The organism is Streptomyces sp. NPDC029044 (assembly GCF_040637495.1).
Classification (GTDB): Bacteria; Actinomycetota; Actinomycetes; order Streptomycetales; family Streptomycetaceae; genus Streptomyces.
This window is the reverse complement of record NZ_JBEZWN010000039.1, coordinates 57,263-71,834: the sequence shown is the minus strand read 5'-3', so window position 1 is coordinate 71,834 and position 14,572 is coordinate 57,263. Positions and strand designations below refer to the sequence as shown.

General features: G+C 70.2%; 16 protein-coding genes. 9 read left to right on the top strand and 7 right to left on the bottom strand.

Annotated features, from left to right (window positions below):
- The 3 genes from AB0E85_RS26875 to AB0E85_RS26865 form a co-directional block, all read left to right on the top strand.
- The coding region (locus tag AB0E85_RS26875; RefSeq protein ID WP_361932039.1) for a multifunctional oxoglutarate decarboxylase/oxoglutarate dehydrogenase thiamine pyrophosphate-binding subunit/dihydrolipoyllysine-residue succinyltransferase subunit at positions 1–2,341 on the top strand (2,341 nt) is incomplete at its 5' end.
- 87 nt (positions 2,342–2,428) lie between these two features.
- Positions 2,429–2,608 (top strand): DUF6104 family protein, encoded by a 180-nt coding sequence (locus AB0E85_RS26870; protein ID WP_003992906.1) that lies wholly within the window; start codon positions 2,429–2,431, stop codon positions 2,606–2,608.
- A gap of 158 nt (positions 2,609–2,766) precedes the next feature.
- Complete coding sequence (locus AB0E85_RS26865) at positions 2,767–2,904, top strand: hypothetical protein (RefSeq protein ID WP_361932036.1); 138 nt, start codon at positions 2,767–2,769, stop codon at positions 2,902–2,904.
- Here AB0E85_RS26865 and AB0E85_RS26860 read toward each other — a convergent pair.
- Entirely contained in the window at positions 2,885–3,715 is an 831-nt protein-coding gene (locus AB0E85_RS26860; RefSeq protein WP_361932033.1) for a hypothetical protein, read from the bottom strand. The genes AB0E85_RS26865 and AB0E85_RS26860 overlap by 20 nt on opposite strands.
- A 148-nt stretch (positions 3,716–3,863) precedes the next feature.
- Between AB0E85_RS26860 and AB0E85_RS26855 the strand changes: the two genes are divergently transcribed.
- Together AB0E85_RS26855 and AB0E85_RS26850 are read left to right on the top strand one after the other, a co-directional pair.
- Positions 3,864–4,835, top strand: a complete 972-nt coding sequence (locus AB0E85_RS26855) for a hypothetical protein (RefSeq protein ID WP_361932030.1) — start codon at positions 3,864–3,866, stop codon at positions 4,833–4,835.
- A 1-nt stretch (position 4,836) separates the two neighbouring features.
- Entirely contained in the window at positions 4,837–5,904 is a 1,068-nt protein-coding gene (locus AB0E85_RS26850) for a helix-turn-helix transcriptional regulator (RefSeq protein ID WP_361932027.1), read from the top strand.
- A gap of 19 nt (positions 5,905–5,923) precedes the next feature.
- Here the strand turns inward: AB0E85_RS26850 and AB0E85_RS26845 are convergent, their stop codons facing one another.
- From AB0E85_RS26845 to AB0E85_RS26830, 4 genes are all read right to left on the bottom strand, one after another.
- The gene (locus AB0E85_RS26845; RefSeq protein ID WP_361932025.1) at positions 5,924–6,496 is read right to left on the bottom strand and encodes a Clp protease N-terminal domain-containing protein; all 573 of its coding nucleotides are present in this window, start codon (positions 6,494–6,496) and stop codon (positions 5,924–5,926) included.
- On the bottom strand, positions 6,496–6,705 hold the full coding sequence (locus AB0E85_RS26840) for an HTH domain-containing protein (RefSeq protein ID WP_003992902.1): 210 nt from the start codon (positions 6,703–6,705) through the stop codon (positions 6,496–6,498). Before AB0E85_RS26840 ends, AB0E85_RS26845 begins: the two co-directional genes overlap by 1 nt.
- Before the next feature lie 101 nt (positions 6,706–6,806).
- Positions 6,807–7,772 (bottom strand): quinone oxidoreductase, encoded by a 966-nt coding sequence (locus AB0E85_RS26835; protein ID WP_033313537.1) that lies wholly within the window; start codon positions 7,770–7,772, stop codon positions 6,807–6,809.
- A 374-nt stretch (positions 7,773–8,146) separates the two neighbouring features.
- Entirely contained in the window at positions 8,147–9,379 is a 1,233-nt protein-coding gene (locus tag AB0E85_RS26830) for an NADP-dependent malic enzyme (protein WP_161367842.1), read from the bottom strand.
- A 625-nt stretch (positions 9,380–10,004) separates the two neighbouring features.
- On the opposite strand from AB0E85_RS26830, the gene AB0E85_RS26825 reads away from it, so the two are divergent.
- Genes AB0E85_RS26825 through AB0E85_RS26815 form a run of 3 tightly spaced genes read left to right on the top strand, consistent with a single transcriptional unit; the run spans position 10,005 to position 12,687 of the window.
- On the top strand, positions 10,005–10,955 hold the full coding sequence (locus AB0E85_RS26825) for an ABC transporter substrate-binding protein (RefSeq protein ID WP_361932021.1): 951 nt from the start codon (positions 10,005–10,007) through the stop codon (positions 10,953–10,955).
- Between the two features lie 32 nt (positions 10,956–10,987).
- Positions 10,988–11,929: an amino acid ABC transporter permease gene (locus AB0E85_RS26820; protein WP_361932019.1), complete on the top strand. Its 942-nt coding sequence runs from the start codon at positions 10,988–10,990 to the stop codon at positions 11,927–11,929.
- Positions 11,926–12,687, top strand: a complete 762-nt coding sequence (locus AB0E85_RS26815) for an amino acid ABC transporter ATP-binding protein (protein ID WP_361932017.1) — start codon at positions 11,926–11,928, stop codon at positions 12,685–12,687. Before AB0E85_RS26820 ends, AB0E85_RS26815 begins: the two co-directional genes overlap by 4 nt.
- A gap of 56 nt (positions 12,688–12,743) precedes the next feature.
- Here the strand turns inward: AB0E85_RS26815 and AB0E85_RS26810 are convergent, their stop codons facing one another.
- On the bottom strand, positions 12,744–13,514 hold the full coding sequence (locus AB0E85_RS26810; protein WP_361932014.1) for a class I SAM-dependent methyltransferase: 771 nt from the start codon (positions 13,512–13,514) through the stop codon (positions 12,744–12,746).
- An 88-nt stretch (positions 13,515–13,602) separates the two neighbouring features.
- Here AB0E85_RS26810 and AB0E85_RS26805 point away from each other — a divergent pair, with 88 nt between their 5' ends.
- Positions 13,603–14,253 (top strand): CGNR zinc finger domain-containing protein, encoded by a 651-nt coding sequence (locus tag AB0E85_RS26805; protein WP_361932011.1) that lies wholly within the window; start codon positions 13,603–13,605, stop codon positions 14,251–14,253.
- Here AB0E85_RS26805 and sodX read toward each other — a convergent pair.
- Entirely contained in the window at positions 14,136–14,570 is a 435-nt protein-coding gene (sodX, locus tag AB0E85_RS26800; protein WP_102912064.1) for a nickel-type superoxide dismutase maturation protease, read from the bottom strand. The two genes, AB0E85_RS26805 and sodX, sit on opposite strands and share 118 nt — an antisense overlap.
- Positions 14,571–14,572: the final 2 nt, after the last annotated feature.

Sequence of the window (14,572 nt, the reverse complement as noted above, 5' to 3'; positions counted from 1 at the left end):
GCGCGACTCGTACTGCCGCACCACCGGCATCGAGTTCATGCACATCCAGGACCCCAAGCAGCGCAAGTGGATCCAGGACCGCGTGGAGCGCCCGCACACCAAGCCGGAGCGCGAGGAGCAGCTGCGCATCCTGCGCCGGCTGAACGCGGCGGAGGCCTTCGAGACCTTCCTCCAGACGAAGTACGTCGGCCAGAAGCGGTTCTCCCTGGAGGGCGGCGAGTCCGTCATCCCGCTGCTGGACGCGGTGCTGGACTCGGCCGCCGAGTCCCGCCTGGACGAGGTCGTCGTCGGCATGGCCCACCGTGGCCGCCTGAACGTCCTCGCCAACATCGTCGGCAAGTCGTACGCGCAGATCTTCCGCGAGTTCGAGGGCAACCTCGACCCGAAGTCGATGCACGGCTCCGGTGACGTGAAGTACCACCTGGGCGCCGAGGGCACCTTCACGGGCCTGGACGGCGAGCAGATCAAGGTCTCCCTGGTCGCGAACCCCTCGCACCTGGAGGCGGTGGACCCGGTCCTGGAGGGCGTCTCGCGCGCCAAGCAGGACATCATCGGCAAGGGCGGCACGGACTTCACCGTCCTGCCGGTGGCGATCCACGGCGACGCGGCCTTCGCGGGCCAGGGCGTGGTGGCCGAGACCCTGAACATGTCGCAGCTGCGCGGCTACCGCACCGGCGGCACGGTCCACATCGTCATCAACAACCAGGTCGGCTTCACCGCGGCCCCCGAGTCCTCGCGTTCTTCCATGTACGCGACGGACGTGGCCCGCATGATCGAGGCCCCGATCTTCCACGTGAACGGCGACGACCCGGAGGCCGTGGTCCGTGTGGCCCGTCTGGCCTTCGAGTTCCGCCAGGCGTTCAACAAGGACGTGGTGATCGACCTCATCTGCTACCGCCGCCGCGGTCACAACGAGTCGGACAACCCGGCCTTCACCCAGCCGCTGATGTACGACCTGATCGACAAGAAGCGCTCGGTGCGCAAGCTCTACACCGAGTCCCTCATCGGTCGCGGCGACATCACCCTGGAAGAGGCCGAGCAGGCGCTCCAGGACTACCAGGGCCAGCTGGAGAAGGTCTTCACGGAGGTCCGTGAGGCCACGTCCCAGCCGGGCACGGTCGAGTCCACGGACCCGCAGGCCGAGTTCCCGGTCGCCGTGAACACCGCGGTGACCACGGAGGTCGTCAAGCGGATCGCCGAGTCCCAGGTCAACATCCCCGACAACATCACCGTGCACCCGCGTCTGCTGCCGCAGCTTCAGCGCCGGGCGTCGATGGTCGAGGACGGCACGATCGACTGGGGCATGGGCGAGACCCTCGCGATCGGTTCCCTCCTGCTGGAGGGCGTCCCGGTCCGCCTGGCGGGCCAGGACTCCCAGCGCGGTACGTTCGGCCAGCGCCACGCGGTCATCATCGACCGCAGCACGGGCGACGAGTACACGCCGTTGCAGTACCTCTCCGAGGACCAGGCGCGGCTGAACGTCTACAACTCCCTCCTCTCCGAGTACGCGGCGATGGGCTTCGAGTACGGCTACTCGCTGGCCCGCCCCGAGGCGCTCGTGATGTGGGAGGCGCAGTTCGGCGACTTCGTCAACGGCGCGCAGACGGTCGTGGACGAGTTCATCTCGTCGGCCGAGCAGAAGTGGGCCCAGACGTCCGGCGTCGTCCTGCTGCTGCCGCACGGCTACGAGGGCCAGGGCCCGGACCACTCCTCGGCCCGCCCGGAGCGCTTCCTCCAGATGTGCGCGCAGAACAACATGACGGTCGCCATGCCGACGTCGCCGTCGAACTACTTCCACCTCCTGCGGTGGCAGGTGCACAACCCGCACCACAAGCCGCTGGTGGTCTTCACGCCGAAGTCGATGCTGCGTCTGAAGGCCGCGGCGGCGAAGGCGGACGAGTTCACGAGCGGGCAGTTCCAGCCGGTCATCGGCGACTCCTCGGTCGACCCGGCCGCGGTCAAGAAGGTCGTCTTCTGCGCGGGCAAGGTCTACTACGACCTCGAAGCCGAGCGTCAGAAGCGCGGTGCCACGGACACGGCGATCATCCGCATCGAGCGCCTGTACCCGCTGCCGGGTGCCGAGCTCCAGGCGGAGATCAAGAAGTACCCGAACGCCGAGAAGTACCTGTGGGCCCAGGAGGAGCCGGCGAACCAGGGTGCCTGGCCGTTCATCGCGCTCAACCTGATCGACCACCTGGACCTGGCGGTCGGCGCGGACGTTCCGCACGGCGAGCGGCTGCGGCGCATCTCCCGCCCGCACGGCTCGTCCCCGGCGGTGGGTTCCGCGAAGCGGCACCAGGCCGAGCAGGAGCAGCTGGTGCGTGAGGTGTTCGAGGCGTAAGCGCCTTCGCGCAGTTCGTGTGCGGCCGGGCCGCATCCCCGCTCAGGGGGTGCGGCCCGGCCGTTTGCGCACACCTATCCTTGGAGCATGTACTTCACGGACCGTGGCATCGAGGAACTGGAGAAGCGGCGCGGCGAGGAGGAGGTCACCTTCGAGTGGCTCGCCGAGCAGCTGCGGACGTTCGTCGATCTCAATCCCGACTTCGAGGTCCCGGTGGAGCGGCTGGCGACGTGGCTCGCCCGGCTGGACGACGAGGACGACGAGTAGGGACCGGCTCCGGCCGTTGCGGGGGCGTCAGCCGCCTGGGCGTGTGAGGTCGTAGGCCAGGCCCAGCGCGCCCTGCGCGAGGAGCAGCGCCCCGGCCGCACCCACCGCATCAAGCGCGCGGACGTGCCAGGTCACAGGCCAGGCCCAGTGCGCCGTGCGTGAGGAACCGGATCCGCCCGCTCCAGGCCAGGGACGTCAGCCGCACGGGCAGCGAGGCCATAGACCAGGCCCAGCGCACCGTACGCGAGGAGCAGCGCCCCGGCCGCTTCCACCGCGTCAGCTGCGCGGGCGTGTGAGGTCGTAGGCCAGGCCCAGCGCGCCGTGCGCGAGGAGCAGCGCCCCGGCCGTGGCCCAGCCGCCGCCCCGCCGCCGCAGGCCCCTGATCAGGAGCGGCAGGCCCGCCGCCAGCTGCGCGAGAGCCAGGGCGCGGGCCGTGGGGCCGCCCGTCCAGGGCATCCAGGGGCTGAGGCGGATCTGGTCGGCGGGGCCGTCTTCCGCGCCCCGCTCCCGTGGGCCGGGGCTCTCGACGAGGCTGGTGTCCGGCCGGCGGGCGGCGGCTTCGCGGAGGCGGCCGGCGGGTTCGCCGGGGGCCAGTTCCGCGGGCAGGGAGACGCCCGCCCGTGTGAGGACCGCGAGCAGGCCGCGCAGGCGGCTGCGTGCGTCGGCCGCCGCGTCGGGTTCGGTCAGCCGGTCGAGATCCTGGACGTCCAGGACGGGGTCGAGGCCCAGCCGTGCGGCGAAAGTGCGCATCGCCTCGTCCTCCCCCGCCGGGACACCGCTCGCGAGCCAGACGAACCCGACCGGGCGGCGGAAGCCGGACGCGAGTGTGAAGCCCGCCTGGTCGGTGTCCCACCACAGGGCGAGGACGGGCCAGGGAGCGCCGACGGCCAGGGCCGTGGCCCAGCCGGTGGCCACGCGGTCGACGGGTTCGGCGCCGTCCCGCCACGGCCGGCCCGCGGGGACGAGCACACTCCACGCGGCGCCCGCCGGGGTGAGCTGCATCGGCTCGCCCAGCAGATCGGCGACGGGGGCCACCCGCCCGGGCGCCGCCCGGCACAACAGCAGCGCCCCGGCTGCGGGACCGGTGCGGGCGGCTTCCGTCGACATGGTCACACGCTAGGACGAATTGTCAGTGTGTGAGCACTTATGCCTGCCCACTCCTCCCCAGAACGGGTGTCTTGACTTTCCCCGACCGCGATATATCGTGAATACGAGAGGACGCGATATGGCGCGTCGAGACGGGGAGGTCTGCACCATGTCCGAGTGGTCCGTCACGGAACCGAGGAAGCTCACCTTCGACGAGCCCGTGAGCGATCTGCACGTGCGTCTCGTCAACGGAACGGTGAACGTGGTGGGCACGGACGAAGGTTCCGCCCGCCTGGAGATCTCCGAGATCGAGGGGCCGCCCCTGGTGGTGACCCAGCAGGGCGGCGTCCTCACGGTGGCCTACGAGGACCTGCCCTGGAAGGGCTTCCTCAAGTGGCTGGACCGCAAGGGCTGGCGCCGCAGCGCGGTGGTCTCCCTGGCCGTCCCGGCCGGCACCCGCGTGGAGGCGGGTGTGGTCGGCGCGGCAGCCGTGATCTCCGGCATCCAGGGCCCGTCGGTGGTGAAGGGCGTCACCGGCGACACGACACTCGTGGGCCTCTCCGGCCCGGTCCGCGCCGACACGGTCTCCGGCAGCCTGGAGGCTCAGGACGTGACCGGCGACCTCCGGTTCAACTCCGTCTCCGGCGACCTCACGGTGATCGAGGGCTCCGGCCCCTCCGTGCGGGCGGAGTCGGTCAGCGGCTCGATGATCGTCGACCTCGACCCGAACGGCCCGACGGACGTCCGGCTGACCAGCGTCTCGGGCGAGATCGCCATCCGGCTGCCGTACCCGGCGGACGCGGAGGTCGAGGCGAACACGGCGAGCGGCGCGCTCTCCAACGCCTTCGAAGGCCTCAGGGTGCACGGCCAGTGGGGAGCCCACAAGATCACGGGCCGGCTCGGCGCGGGCACCGGCAAGCTGCGGGCCACCACCGTCTCCGGCTCGATCGCCCTGCTGCGCCGCCCGGCCGGAGAGGACGAGCGCGGCGAGCCGTGGGACACCCCGCCCACCGGCCACAGCGCGGCGGCAGCCCCGGCGAGCGGTCCCGGGAGCGGCCCGGGAGACAATTCCGTCTCCGGCCCGGGCGATGCCCCCACCACCGTCCCGGCCGACGGTACGACCGACAAGAAGGTGCTCTGACATGCCCCCCGTCTTCGCCCACGGCCGCCTCCGCCTGTACCTGCTGAAGCTGCTGGACGAGGCTCCTCGCCACGGCTACGAGGTGATCCGCCTGCTGGAGGAGCGGTTCCAGGGGCTGTACGCGCCGTCGGCGGGCACGGTCTACCCGCGCCTGGCCAAGCTGGAGGCCGAGGGCCTGGTCACCCACACCACCGAGGGCGGCCGCAAGGTCTACTCGATCACCGACGCCGGCCGCGCCGAACTGGCCGACCGCAGCGGCGAGCTGGCCGACCTGGAATTGGAGATCAGGGAGTCCGTCGCGGAGCTGGCCGCGGAGATCCAGGCCGACGTGCGCGGAGCCGCCGGCGACCTGCGCCGCGAGATGCGCGCGGCGGCGACCGAGGCCCGCCGGGACACCGGCTCCAGGGACGACGGCACGTCCGGGGCCCCCTACGGCGACTTCTCGCAGTACGGCGACAAGGAGACCTGGCGCATCGCCAAGGAGGAGATGCGCCGCGCCCGGCAGGAGTGGAAGGAGCAGGCCCGGCGGGCGAAGGACGAGAGCCGCCGCGCCCGCGAGGACGCCCAGCGTGCCCGCCGCCAGGCGAAGGAGGCCCAGGAACAGGCCCGGGCACAGGCCCAGGAGCAGGTTCAGCGCATCACCCGCCGCGTCCAGGAGCAGGTGCAGGACCACTTCGCCCGCGGTGACTGGCCGACGGGTCTGCGCGAGGGCCTGACCGAACTGGTCAAGGAAGTGGGCGAGTTCGGAAAGGACTACGGCAAGGACTTCGGCAAGGACCTCGGCTTCGACTGGACCGGCACCGGCAAGTCCGCCGAGGAGCCGAGCCACGCGCAGGCCCAGGAGGACTTCCCTGCCGCCTACGAACCGGCCTGGGCCCACGAGGACGCCGCGGAGTCCACCGGCGACCCGGCCCGCGACCTGGACCGCCTGCTCGACCGCTTCCGGGACGACATCCGCGATGCGGCCCGCGACCACGGCGTCACACCCGACCAGCTGCGGGACGCCCGCCGCCATCTGTCGACGGCGGCGGCCCACATAGGAGCCCTCCTGCGCACCCAGCAGAAGTAGGCGCCCGGAGCGCGGCCCGTCAGCCGGCCTTGGCCTCGCCGCCACTCCCGTACAGCACCCGCACCAGGTGCTCGTACGTCACTCCGTGGTCGGCGAGGACCTCGGCCGGCACACCGGGGCGCAGGGTCAGGGCCAGCAGGATGTGCTCGTCCCCGATGTGCCGGTCCCGCTGGGCGAGCGCGACCCGCAAGGAGCGCTCCAGCACGTCCTTGGCTCCCCGGCCGAAGGAGGTACGCCCCGACCACCACCGCTTGTCCTTCCGGTCACCGGCCAGAGCCCCGACCCCATGAGCCTCCTCCACCCGGGCGACGATCTCCTCCACGTCGATCCCCAGCCCGGCGAGCGCGTCGGTCTCGGCCTGCGTCAGCCCGGCCCGCCGCCGCGCCTCACGCAACGCCTCCCGCACGGACTCCCGCCGCTCACCGAGGCCGAGAGCCGCGAGCGCGAAGGAGCCACGGCTGCCCTCCCGGTCGAGCAGCGCCAGCAGCAGATGCTCCGGCTCCACGACCTGCCCACCCTCACCACCCCCGTCCACGTACGCGTACGCACTCTTCACCACGAAGCGGGCGTCCTTCGTGAACCGCTCGAACATCAATGCCTCCCGTACTTCTTGTGCACGGCCTGCCTGCTCACGCCGAGTTCGGTGGCGATCTCCTGCCACGACCAGCCCTGGTTGCGCGCGTTGCGCACCTGCACGGCTTCCAACTGCTCCAGCAGTCGGCGCAGCGCGGCGACGGCTCGCAGGCCGACCCGTGGATCACGGTCACCGGCGCGTTCGGCCAGATCGGTTGCTTCGGTCATACCGTCAACCTACGTTGACACCCTCGATACGTCAACCACAGTTGACACACGAAAACGGCCGGCCCACCCGGGGCCGGCCGTCGACGCACCTTCAGGAGGACTCAGGGATTCGTCAGCACGACCTTCCCGAACTGCTCACCGGAAGCCAGCCTCTCGAAGCCCTCACGCGCACGGTCCATGGGCATGACCTCGTCGATGACGGGCCGCACCCCCGTCGCTGCGCAGAACGCGAGCAGGTCCTCCAGTTCGTCCTTCGTGCCCATCGTGGATCCCACGACCTTGAGTTCGAGGAAGAAGATCCGGGTCAGCTCCGCGTGCGAGGGCCGGTCGCCACTGGTGGCGCCGGAGATGACCAGCGTGCCGCCGGGCTTGAGCGACTTCACGGAGTGCGACCACGTGGCAGCCCCTACGGTCTCGATGACCGCGTCGACCCGCTGGGGCAACCGCGCCCCGGATTCCAAGGCCTCCACGGCCCCCAGTTCCAGAGCCCGCTTCCGCTTGGCCTCGTCCCTGCTGGTGGCGAAGACCCGCAGTCCGGCGGCCTTGCCCAGCACGATGGCGGCGGTGGCGACACCACCGCCGGCGCCCTGTACCAGCACGGAGTCACCGGGCCGGACCCCCGCGTTGGTGAACAGCATCCGGTACGCCGTCAGCCACGCCGTGGGCAGACAGGCGGCCTCCTCGAAAGAGAGCTCCTTCGGCTTGGGCAGGATGTTCCACGTCGGCACGGCGACCTGCTCGGCGAAGGTGCCCTGGTAGCGCTCGGTGAGGATGGAACGGGGTTCCTTCGGGCCGACCCCGTGCCCGCTCTGTCCGATCACGGAGTGCAGGACGACCTCGTTGCCGTCCTCGTCGACACCGGCGGCATCACAGCCGAGGATCATCGGCAGCTTGTCCTCTGCGAGGCCCACGCCGCGCAGGGACCAGAGGTCGTGGTGGTTGAGGGAGGCGGCCTTGACCGTGACGGTACTCCAGCCGGGACGGGCCTCGGGAGCCGGACGCTCTCCCAACTCCAGGCCGGAGAGCGGCTGGTCGCGGTCGATTCGGGCGGCGTAGACAGCGAACATGGCCTTGACGATAGGTTCCTCCACCCGCCGAGTGGAACCACCGGCCCCTGTGAGACACACCCTCTTGCCAACGCCCGGGGGTCGGTGCCGCCGTACGAGCGACCCGCACCCGCGCACGGCGAGAAGGGGACGTGTCGGGGGGTCCACCCGCAGCGGCTGGCGCGTCAACGGACAGTCAGTCGGCGTGAGACCCCATCGCGCCGTTCCGAGGACGGACACCCCCCGACGCGGCCCCGACCCCCCACCCACCGCCATGCGAAGACCCGCACCCCCACCACCGCCGCCGCACCACCCGAACAGCCCCACCCGAACGCAAAGAAATGGCCCCGCCCGATCCCGGGCGGGGCCACATCACACCAGCGTCGGCGCCGACGTCAGCGCCGGGCCACACCCTCGGCCCGGGCCGCAGCCGCCACCGCGGCCGTGACGGCCGGAGCGACCCGCTCGTCGAACGGCGACGGGATGACGTAATCAGCGGCGAGATCGTCCCCGACCACAGCGGCCAGCGCCTCCGCGGCGGCCAGCTTCATCCCCTCGGTGATCCGGGAGGCCCGCACCTGCAACGCCCCCGCGAAGATCCCCGGGAACGCCAGCACGTTGTTGATCTGGTTCGGGAAGTCCGACCGTCCGGTCGCGACGACCGCCGCGTACTTGTGCGCGACCTCGGGGTGCACCTCGGGGTTCGGGTTCGCCATGGCGAAGACGAAGGCACCCTTGGCCATCGTCGCCACCGCGGACTCCGCGACCGTGCCACCGGAGACACCGATGAACACATCGGCACCGTCCAGCGCCGCCTCCAGGGACCCGGTGATCCCGGCCTTGTTCGTGAACCCGGCCAGTTCCTGCTTCACCGGCGTGAGGTCGTCCCGGTCCGCCGACACGACACCCTTGCGGTCGGCCACCGCGACATCCCCGATCCCGGCCTCGACCAGCATCTTCGCGATGGCGACACCGGCCGCACCGGCGCCGGAGATGACGGCCCGCAGCTCGCCGAGGGCCCGTCCGCTCAGCCGCGCGGCGTTCCGCAGGGCCGCCAGCGTCACCACGGCCGTGCCGTGCTGGTCGTCGTGGAAGACCGGAATGTCCAGCCGCTCCTGAAGCTTCCGCTCGACCTCGAAGCACCGGGGTGCCGAGATGTCCTCCAGGTTGACCCCGCCGAACGACGGCGCGAGCCGCACCACGGTCTCGACGATCTCGTCGACGTCCGTGCAGTTCAGGGCGATCGGAACCGCGTCCACGCCACCGAACTGCTTGAACAGAATCGCCTTGCCCTCCATCACCGGGAGGGAGGCCTCGGGCCCGATGTCACCGAGCCCCAGCACGGCCGTGCCGTCCGTCACGACGGCCACGACCGACGACTTCCACGTGTAGTCGTGCACGAGCTCCGGCTGCTCCGCGATCGCGCTGCACACCTTCGCGACGCCGGGCGTGTACGCCAGGGACAGGTCGTCCTTGTCACGGACCGGCACGGTGGCCTGCACAGCCATCTTGCCGCCGCGGTGCAACGCGAACGCCGGGTCGAAGGAGTCGAGGGGCTCCGCACCGCCCTCGTGATCCGTATCGCCGGTCTTGCTCTCGCTGCGAGGATTGACGATCTCCGCTGCCACTTCGTTTTACCCCTTAAATCTTCATTGTTTTGAGGGTGGCCACTCCTGGTGAGGGGTGGGCGGGCACCGCGTAGGCCCATGTCGTGCTTGTACGTGTATACGTACGGGCGCGTACGCGACGGGCGCGCCGCACACGCGCCCTGAGCCCCGGATGAGGGGTGTAAAGACCCTTCTTACCGGACGGATGGCACCGACGACGAGTCCATAACGCGAAGGTCACATGACAGCGCCCTGACTCTTCGTCCAAAATCGGGACAAGGCCTGGACAAACCAGCCACAACCACTCAACCATCAGCGAAGCTCGCGGGCCCCGTCTTGAAATCCCGGGATATACCGAAGTTCTTCCGGCCGGAAGGGGTGATTCCCATAGAAGGTCCGGCCGTGATGTACCGGAGTGGTGCGGTTCGGGGGTCGCCCGTTATCCGATTTTGACATGGCTGGCCCCCAGAATCGCGCAGTCCGAATGGCAAGATGCCGTAATCACACGAGGTCGCGACACTCGAAGAGGTGTGCTCTCGTCGACCCACGGCACTGCCGAAACCTTCGGCGTGCCACGGCGTTGCCGAACCCATCGGCAGCGGCCCGCCCCATCGGCAACTCCACCCATCCGCCGGAGGAACCCACCATGACCGCAAGCTCCACCCGTCGTACGACCGCCGCGCACTCCCGGCTAGCAGCGGTCGGTGCGATCGCGGTCGCAGGCGCGCTGATGCTCACCGGCTGCGGTGACCAGACCAAGGACACCGGTTCCAGCGACACGGCGGCCTCGGCCCCGCTCGCCGACAAGCTGCCCCAGGCCATCCGCGACAAGGGCGTCATCAAGGTCGGCTCCGACATCGCCTACGCCCCGGTCGAGTTCAAGGACAGCTCGGGCAAGGTCGTCGGCATCGACCCGGACCTCGCCGCCGCCATGGGCAAGCAGCTCGGGGTCGACTTCCAGTTCGAGAACGGCACGTTCGACACGCTGATCACGGGCCTGCGCTCCAAGCGGTACGACATCGCCATGTCCGCGATGACCGACACCAAGGACCGCCAGGAGGGCATCGACTCCGACACCGGCAAGAAGGTCGGCGAGGGCGTCGACTTCGTGGACTACTTCACCGCCGGTGTCTCGATCTACACCAAGAAGGGCGACGACCAGGGCATCAAGACCTGGTCCGACCTGTGCGGCAAGAAGATCGTGCTCCAGCGCGGCACGGTCTCCGAGGACCTCGCCAAGGCGGAGTCGAAGAAGTGCCCGGCCGGCAAGAAGATCGCCATCGAGCCCTTCGACAACGACCAGCAGGCCCAGACCCGCCTGCGCGCGGGCGGCGCCGACGCCGGCTCGTCGGACTTCCCGGTCGCCGCGTACGCCGTGAAGACGTCCGGTGGCGGCAAGGACTTCCAGCTGGTCGGCGAGCAGGTCGAGGCCGCCCCGTACGGCATCGCGGTCGCCAAGAACCAGACGCAGCTGCGGGACGCCCTCAAGGCCGCCCTCGACGCCGTCATCGAGAACGGCGAGTACGAGAAGATCATGAAGAAGTGGGGCGTCACCGACGGCTCCATCGACGAAGCCACGATCAACGGCGGCAAGTGACCGCAGCTCAGCGGCACTGAAAGGCAACACCCGTGACTGTTGACATCGACAAGACGCCGGCTGACACGCCCCCGGCCGGACCGGAGGCCATCAAGGCCATCCCGGTCCGGCACTACGGGAGGTACGTCTCCGCCGTCGTCGCCATCGCCCTGCTGGCCGGGGTCGTCTACGCGTTCTCCCAAGGCAAGATCAACTGGGGCGCGATCCCGGACTACTTCTTCGACGACCGCATCCTCGACGGCGTCGGCAAGACGCTCCTGCTGACCGTCCTGTCCATGGCGATCGGCATCATCGGCGGCGTCCTGCTCGCCGTGATGCGCCTGTCGAAGAACCCGGTGACCTCGTCGATCGCGTGGTTCTACATCTGGTTCTTCCGCGGCACCCCGGTCCTGGTCCAGCTGATCGTCTGGTTCAACCTGGGCCTGGTCTTCGAGTACATCAACCTCGGGCCGTTCTACAAGGACGAGTGGTCGGACTTCATGACCCCGTTCCTGACGGCGCTGCTGGGCCTCGGCCTGAACGAGGCCGCGTACATGGCGGAGATCTGCCGGGCCGGTCTGCTCTCGGTCGACGAGGGCCAGACCGAGGCGTCGCACGCGCTGGGCATGAGCCACACCAAGACGCTGCGCCGGATCGTCATCCCGCAGGCGATGCGCGTGATCGTGCCGCCCACCGGCAACGAGGTCATCAACATGCTGAAGACGACCTCGCTGGTCTCGGTCGTCCAGTACCCCGAGTTGCTGCGAGCGGCACAGGACATCGGCCAGACCTCCGGCGCCCCCGCCGAGATGCTGTTCCTGGCGGCGGCCTGGTACCTGCTGCTGACCTCGGTCTTCAGCGTCGGCCAGTACTACCTGGAGCGGTACTACGCGCGTGGTTCGAGCCGGTCCCTGCCGGCCACGCCGTTCCAGAAGATCAGGGCGAACGTGCTCTCCCTGTCCAGCCGCTCCAAGCCGAAGGGAGGCACCGCATGACCGTCATGGTCAAGGCCGAGGGCGTCCACAAGTCCTTCGGCCCCGTAGAAGTCCTCACGGGCATCGACCTGGAGGTGAAGTCCGGCGAGGTGTTCTGCCTCATCGGCCCCTCCGGCTCCGGCAAGTCGACCTTCCTGAGGTGCATCAACCACCTGGAGAAGATCAACGCCGGCCGTCTGTACGTCGACGGCGAACTGGTCGGCTACCGCCAGAAGGGCGACAAGCTCTACGAGCTGAAGGACAGCGAGGTCGCCGTCAAGCGGCGGGACATCGGCATGGTCTTCCAGCGCTTCAACCTGTTCCCGCACATGACGGCCGTGGAGAACGTCATGGAGGCGCCGGTCCAGGTCAAGGGCGTGAGCAAGAGCCAGGCCCGGGCGCGGGCCCAGGAGCTCCTGGACCGGGTGGGTCTGGCCGACAAGGCGGGCAACTACCCCTCGCAGCTCTCCGGCGGCCAGCAGCAGCGCGTCGCCATCGCCCGGGCCCTCGCCATGGACCCGAAGCTGATGCTGTTCGACGAGCCGACCTCGGCGCTCGACCCGGAGCTGGTCGGTGACGTCCTGGACGTCATGCGCGACCTGGCCGAGTCCGGCATGACGATGATCGTCGTCACCCACGAGATGGGCTTCGCCCGCGAGGTGGGCGACAGCCTGGTCTTCATGGACGGCGGTGTGGTGGTCGAATCCGGTCACCCGCGCGAGGTGCTCACGAACCCGCAGCACGAGCGGACGAAGTCGTTCCTGTCCAAGGTTCTCTGACGGTACGCACGGCGAGGGGGCGGCACGGAATCTCCGTGCCGCCCCCTTCGCGCGGTCTACTTCATGGCGAGCAGCAGGGTGTCCGAGGGCGAGCACCACACCGGCCTGGCCTCGCCGAAGCCCTTCTGGCGCAGCACGCGCGCGTGCCACTGGACCGACGGCATGTCACCGTCGGCGTGGTCGCCGTAGATCTCGTAGCGCCGGGCCGTGGGGCCGGCGAGGACCGGGTCCTCGGCGGCGAGCTGCCACCACTCCGTCCAGCCGAGCACCCCGGATTGCCTGGCCTGTTCCATGCGGGCGTGCCGCTGCGCCCGTTCGGCGGCGTTGATCCGCGGCGTCGACTCGTCGATCATGTGGTCCGCGTTCATGAAGACACCACCGGCCCGGACGAGTCCCGCGACCTGGCCGTAGAGGTCCGCGAGGGGTTCCCGGTGCAGCCAGTGCAGGGCCGTCGCGGTCAGGACGGCGTCGTACGAGTCGTACGGCAGCTTCGCCGGCCAGGTCGGGTCCTTGAGGTCGGCGGTGACGAGGCTGACCCGGTCGTCACCCGCGAAGGTGCCCCCGGCGATGGCGAGGAGCGCCGGGTCGAGGTCGACGCCGGTGCTGGTGGCGTCGGGGAGGCGGGCCAGCAGCCGGGCCGTGATGGTGCCCGTGCCGCAGGCGAGGTCGAGGACCCGAGGGGCGGTGCCCACGACGGCCTCCACCATGTCGAGCATGATCCGGAACCGCTCCTCGCGGTCGGGCAGGTACCACTCCTGCTGCCGGTCCCAGCTCTCCTGCCAGGCCTGCCAGTCGGTGGTGGTCGTCGTGATGTCCGCGTCCGTCATCGAGCCCCTCCCTCGTAATACCCTGGAAGCACCATCAGCTGTTACCAGTGCGCCTCACGACCCTAAAGCCCCTCCGTAAGGACTACAAGTGGAACTGGCCTATTACTCGGACTATGCCGTGCGCCTCGTCAACACCGAGGAACCGGCCCGGGGCAAGGACGCCCTGACGTCGGTCGAGGCCGTCCGCGATCTGTTCGGGCCCAGCCAGTCGGCGGCCCGCCGCGCCACCGACGCGGACGTGACCCGCTTCCGCTCGGTCCGCGGCCGGCTGCGGGCGGTCTTCGAGGCCGCCGACGCGGGTGAGGAGAGGCTCGCCGTCGACCTGCTGAACTCGCTGCTGCTGGAGTTCCCGGTGAGCCCGCAGATCTCCGGGCACGACTTCCGGGACGACGACGGCCGCCCCCTGTGGCACATGCACCTGGCGGACCACCCGTCGAACGCCACGGCGGGCTATGCGGCGATCGCGGCGATGGGCCTGGCCTTCCACCTGACCGAGTACGGCGTGGACCGCCTCGGGCTGTGCGAGGCCGCGCCCTGCCGCAACGCCTACCTCGACACCTCCACCAACCGCTCCCGGCGCTACTGCTCCGACCGCTGCGCGACCCGCGCCAACGTGGCGGCCTACCGCGCCCGCAAACGCCTGGAGGCCGACCGGTCGGAGAGGACCGGCCTGGCGGCCGACAGCGCCCAGCCCAGCAGCGCCCAGGGCGACCGCCGGCCGGACCTGCGCGGCCGGTAGCGGAACCGGACCCGCCCCAGCACCAGGTCGTCGGGGACGACGCCGTAGTCGGTGCTGTCACCGCCGGCGTACGCGTTGTCCCCGAGCACCCACCAGCCGCTCTCGCGCCGCTGGGCCACCCGCTTGACGACCAGCAGGTCCTGCTGGAAGGGATGCCGCAGGACGACGACGTCCCCGGGCCTGACCCGCCCTCCGTAGTGCACCAGGAGCCGGTCCCCGTGGTACAGCGTGGGCACCATGGACGGCCCGGTCACCTCGGCCACCCCGAAGGGCGGGGCGGGCCTGCCCCGCTCGGACTCCTGCGACAGCTCCGGCATCA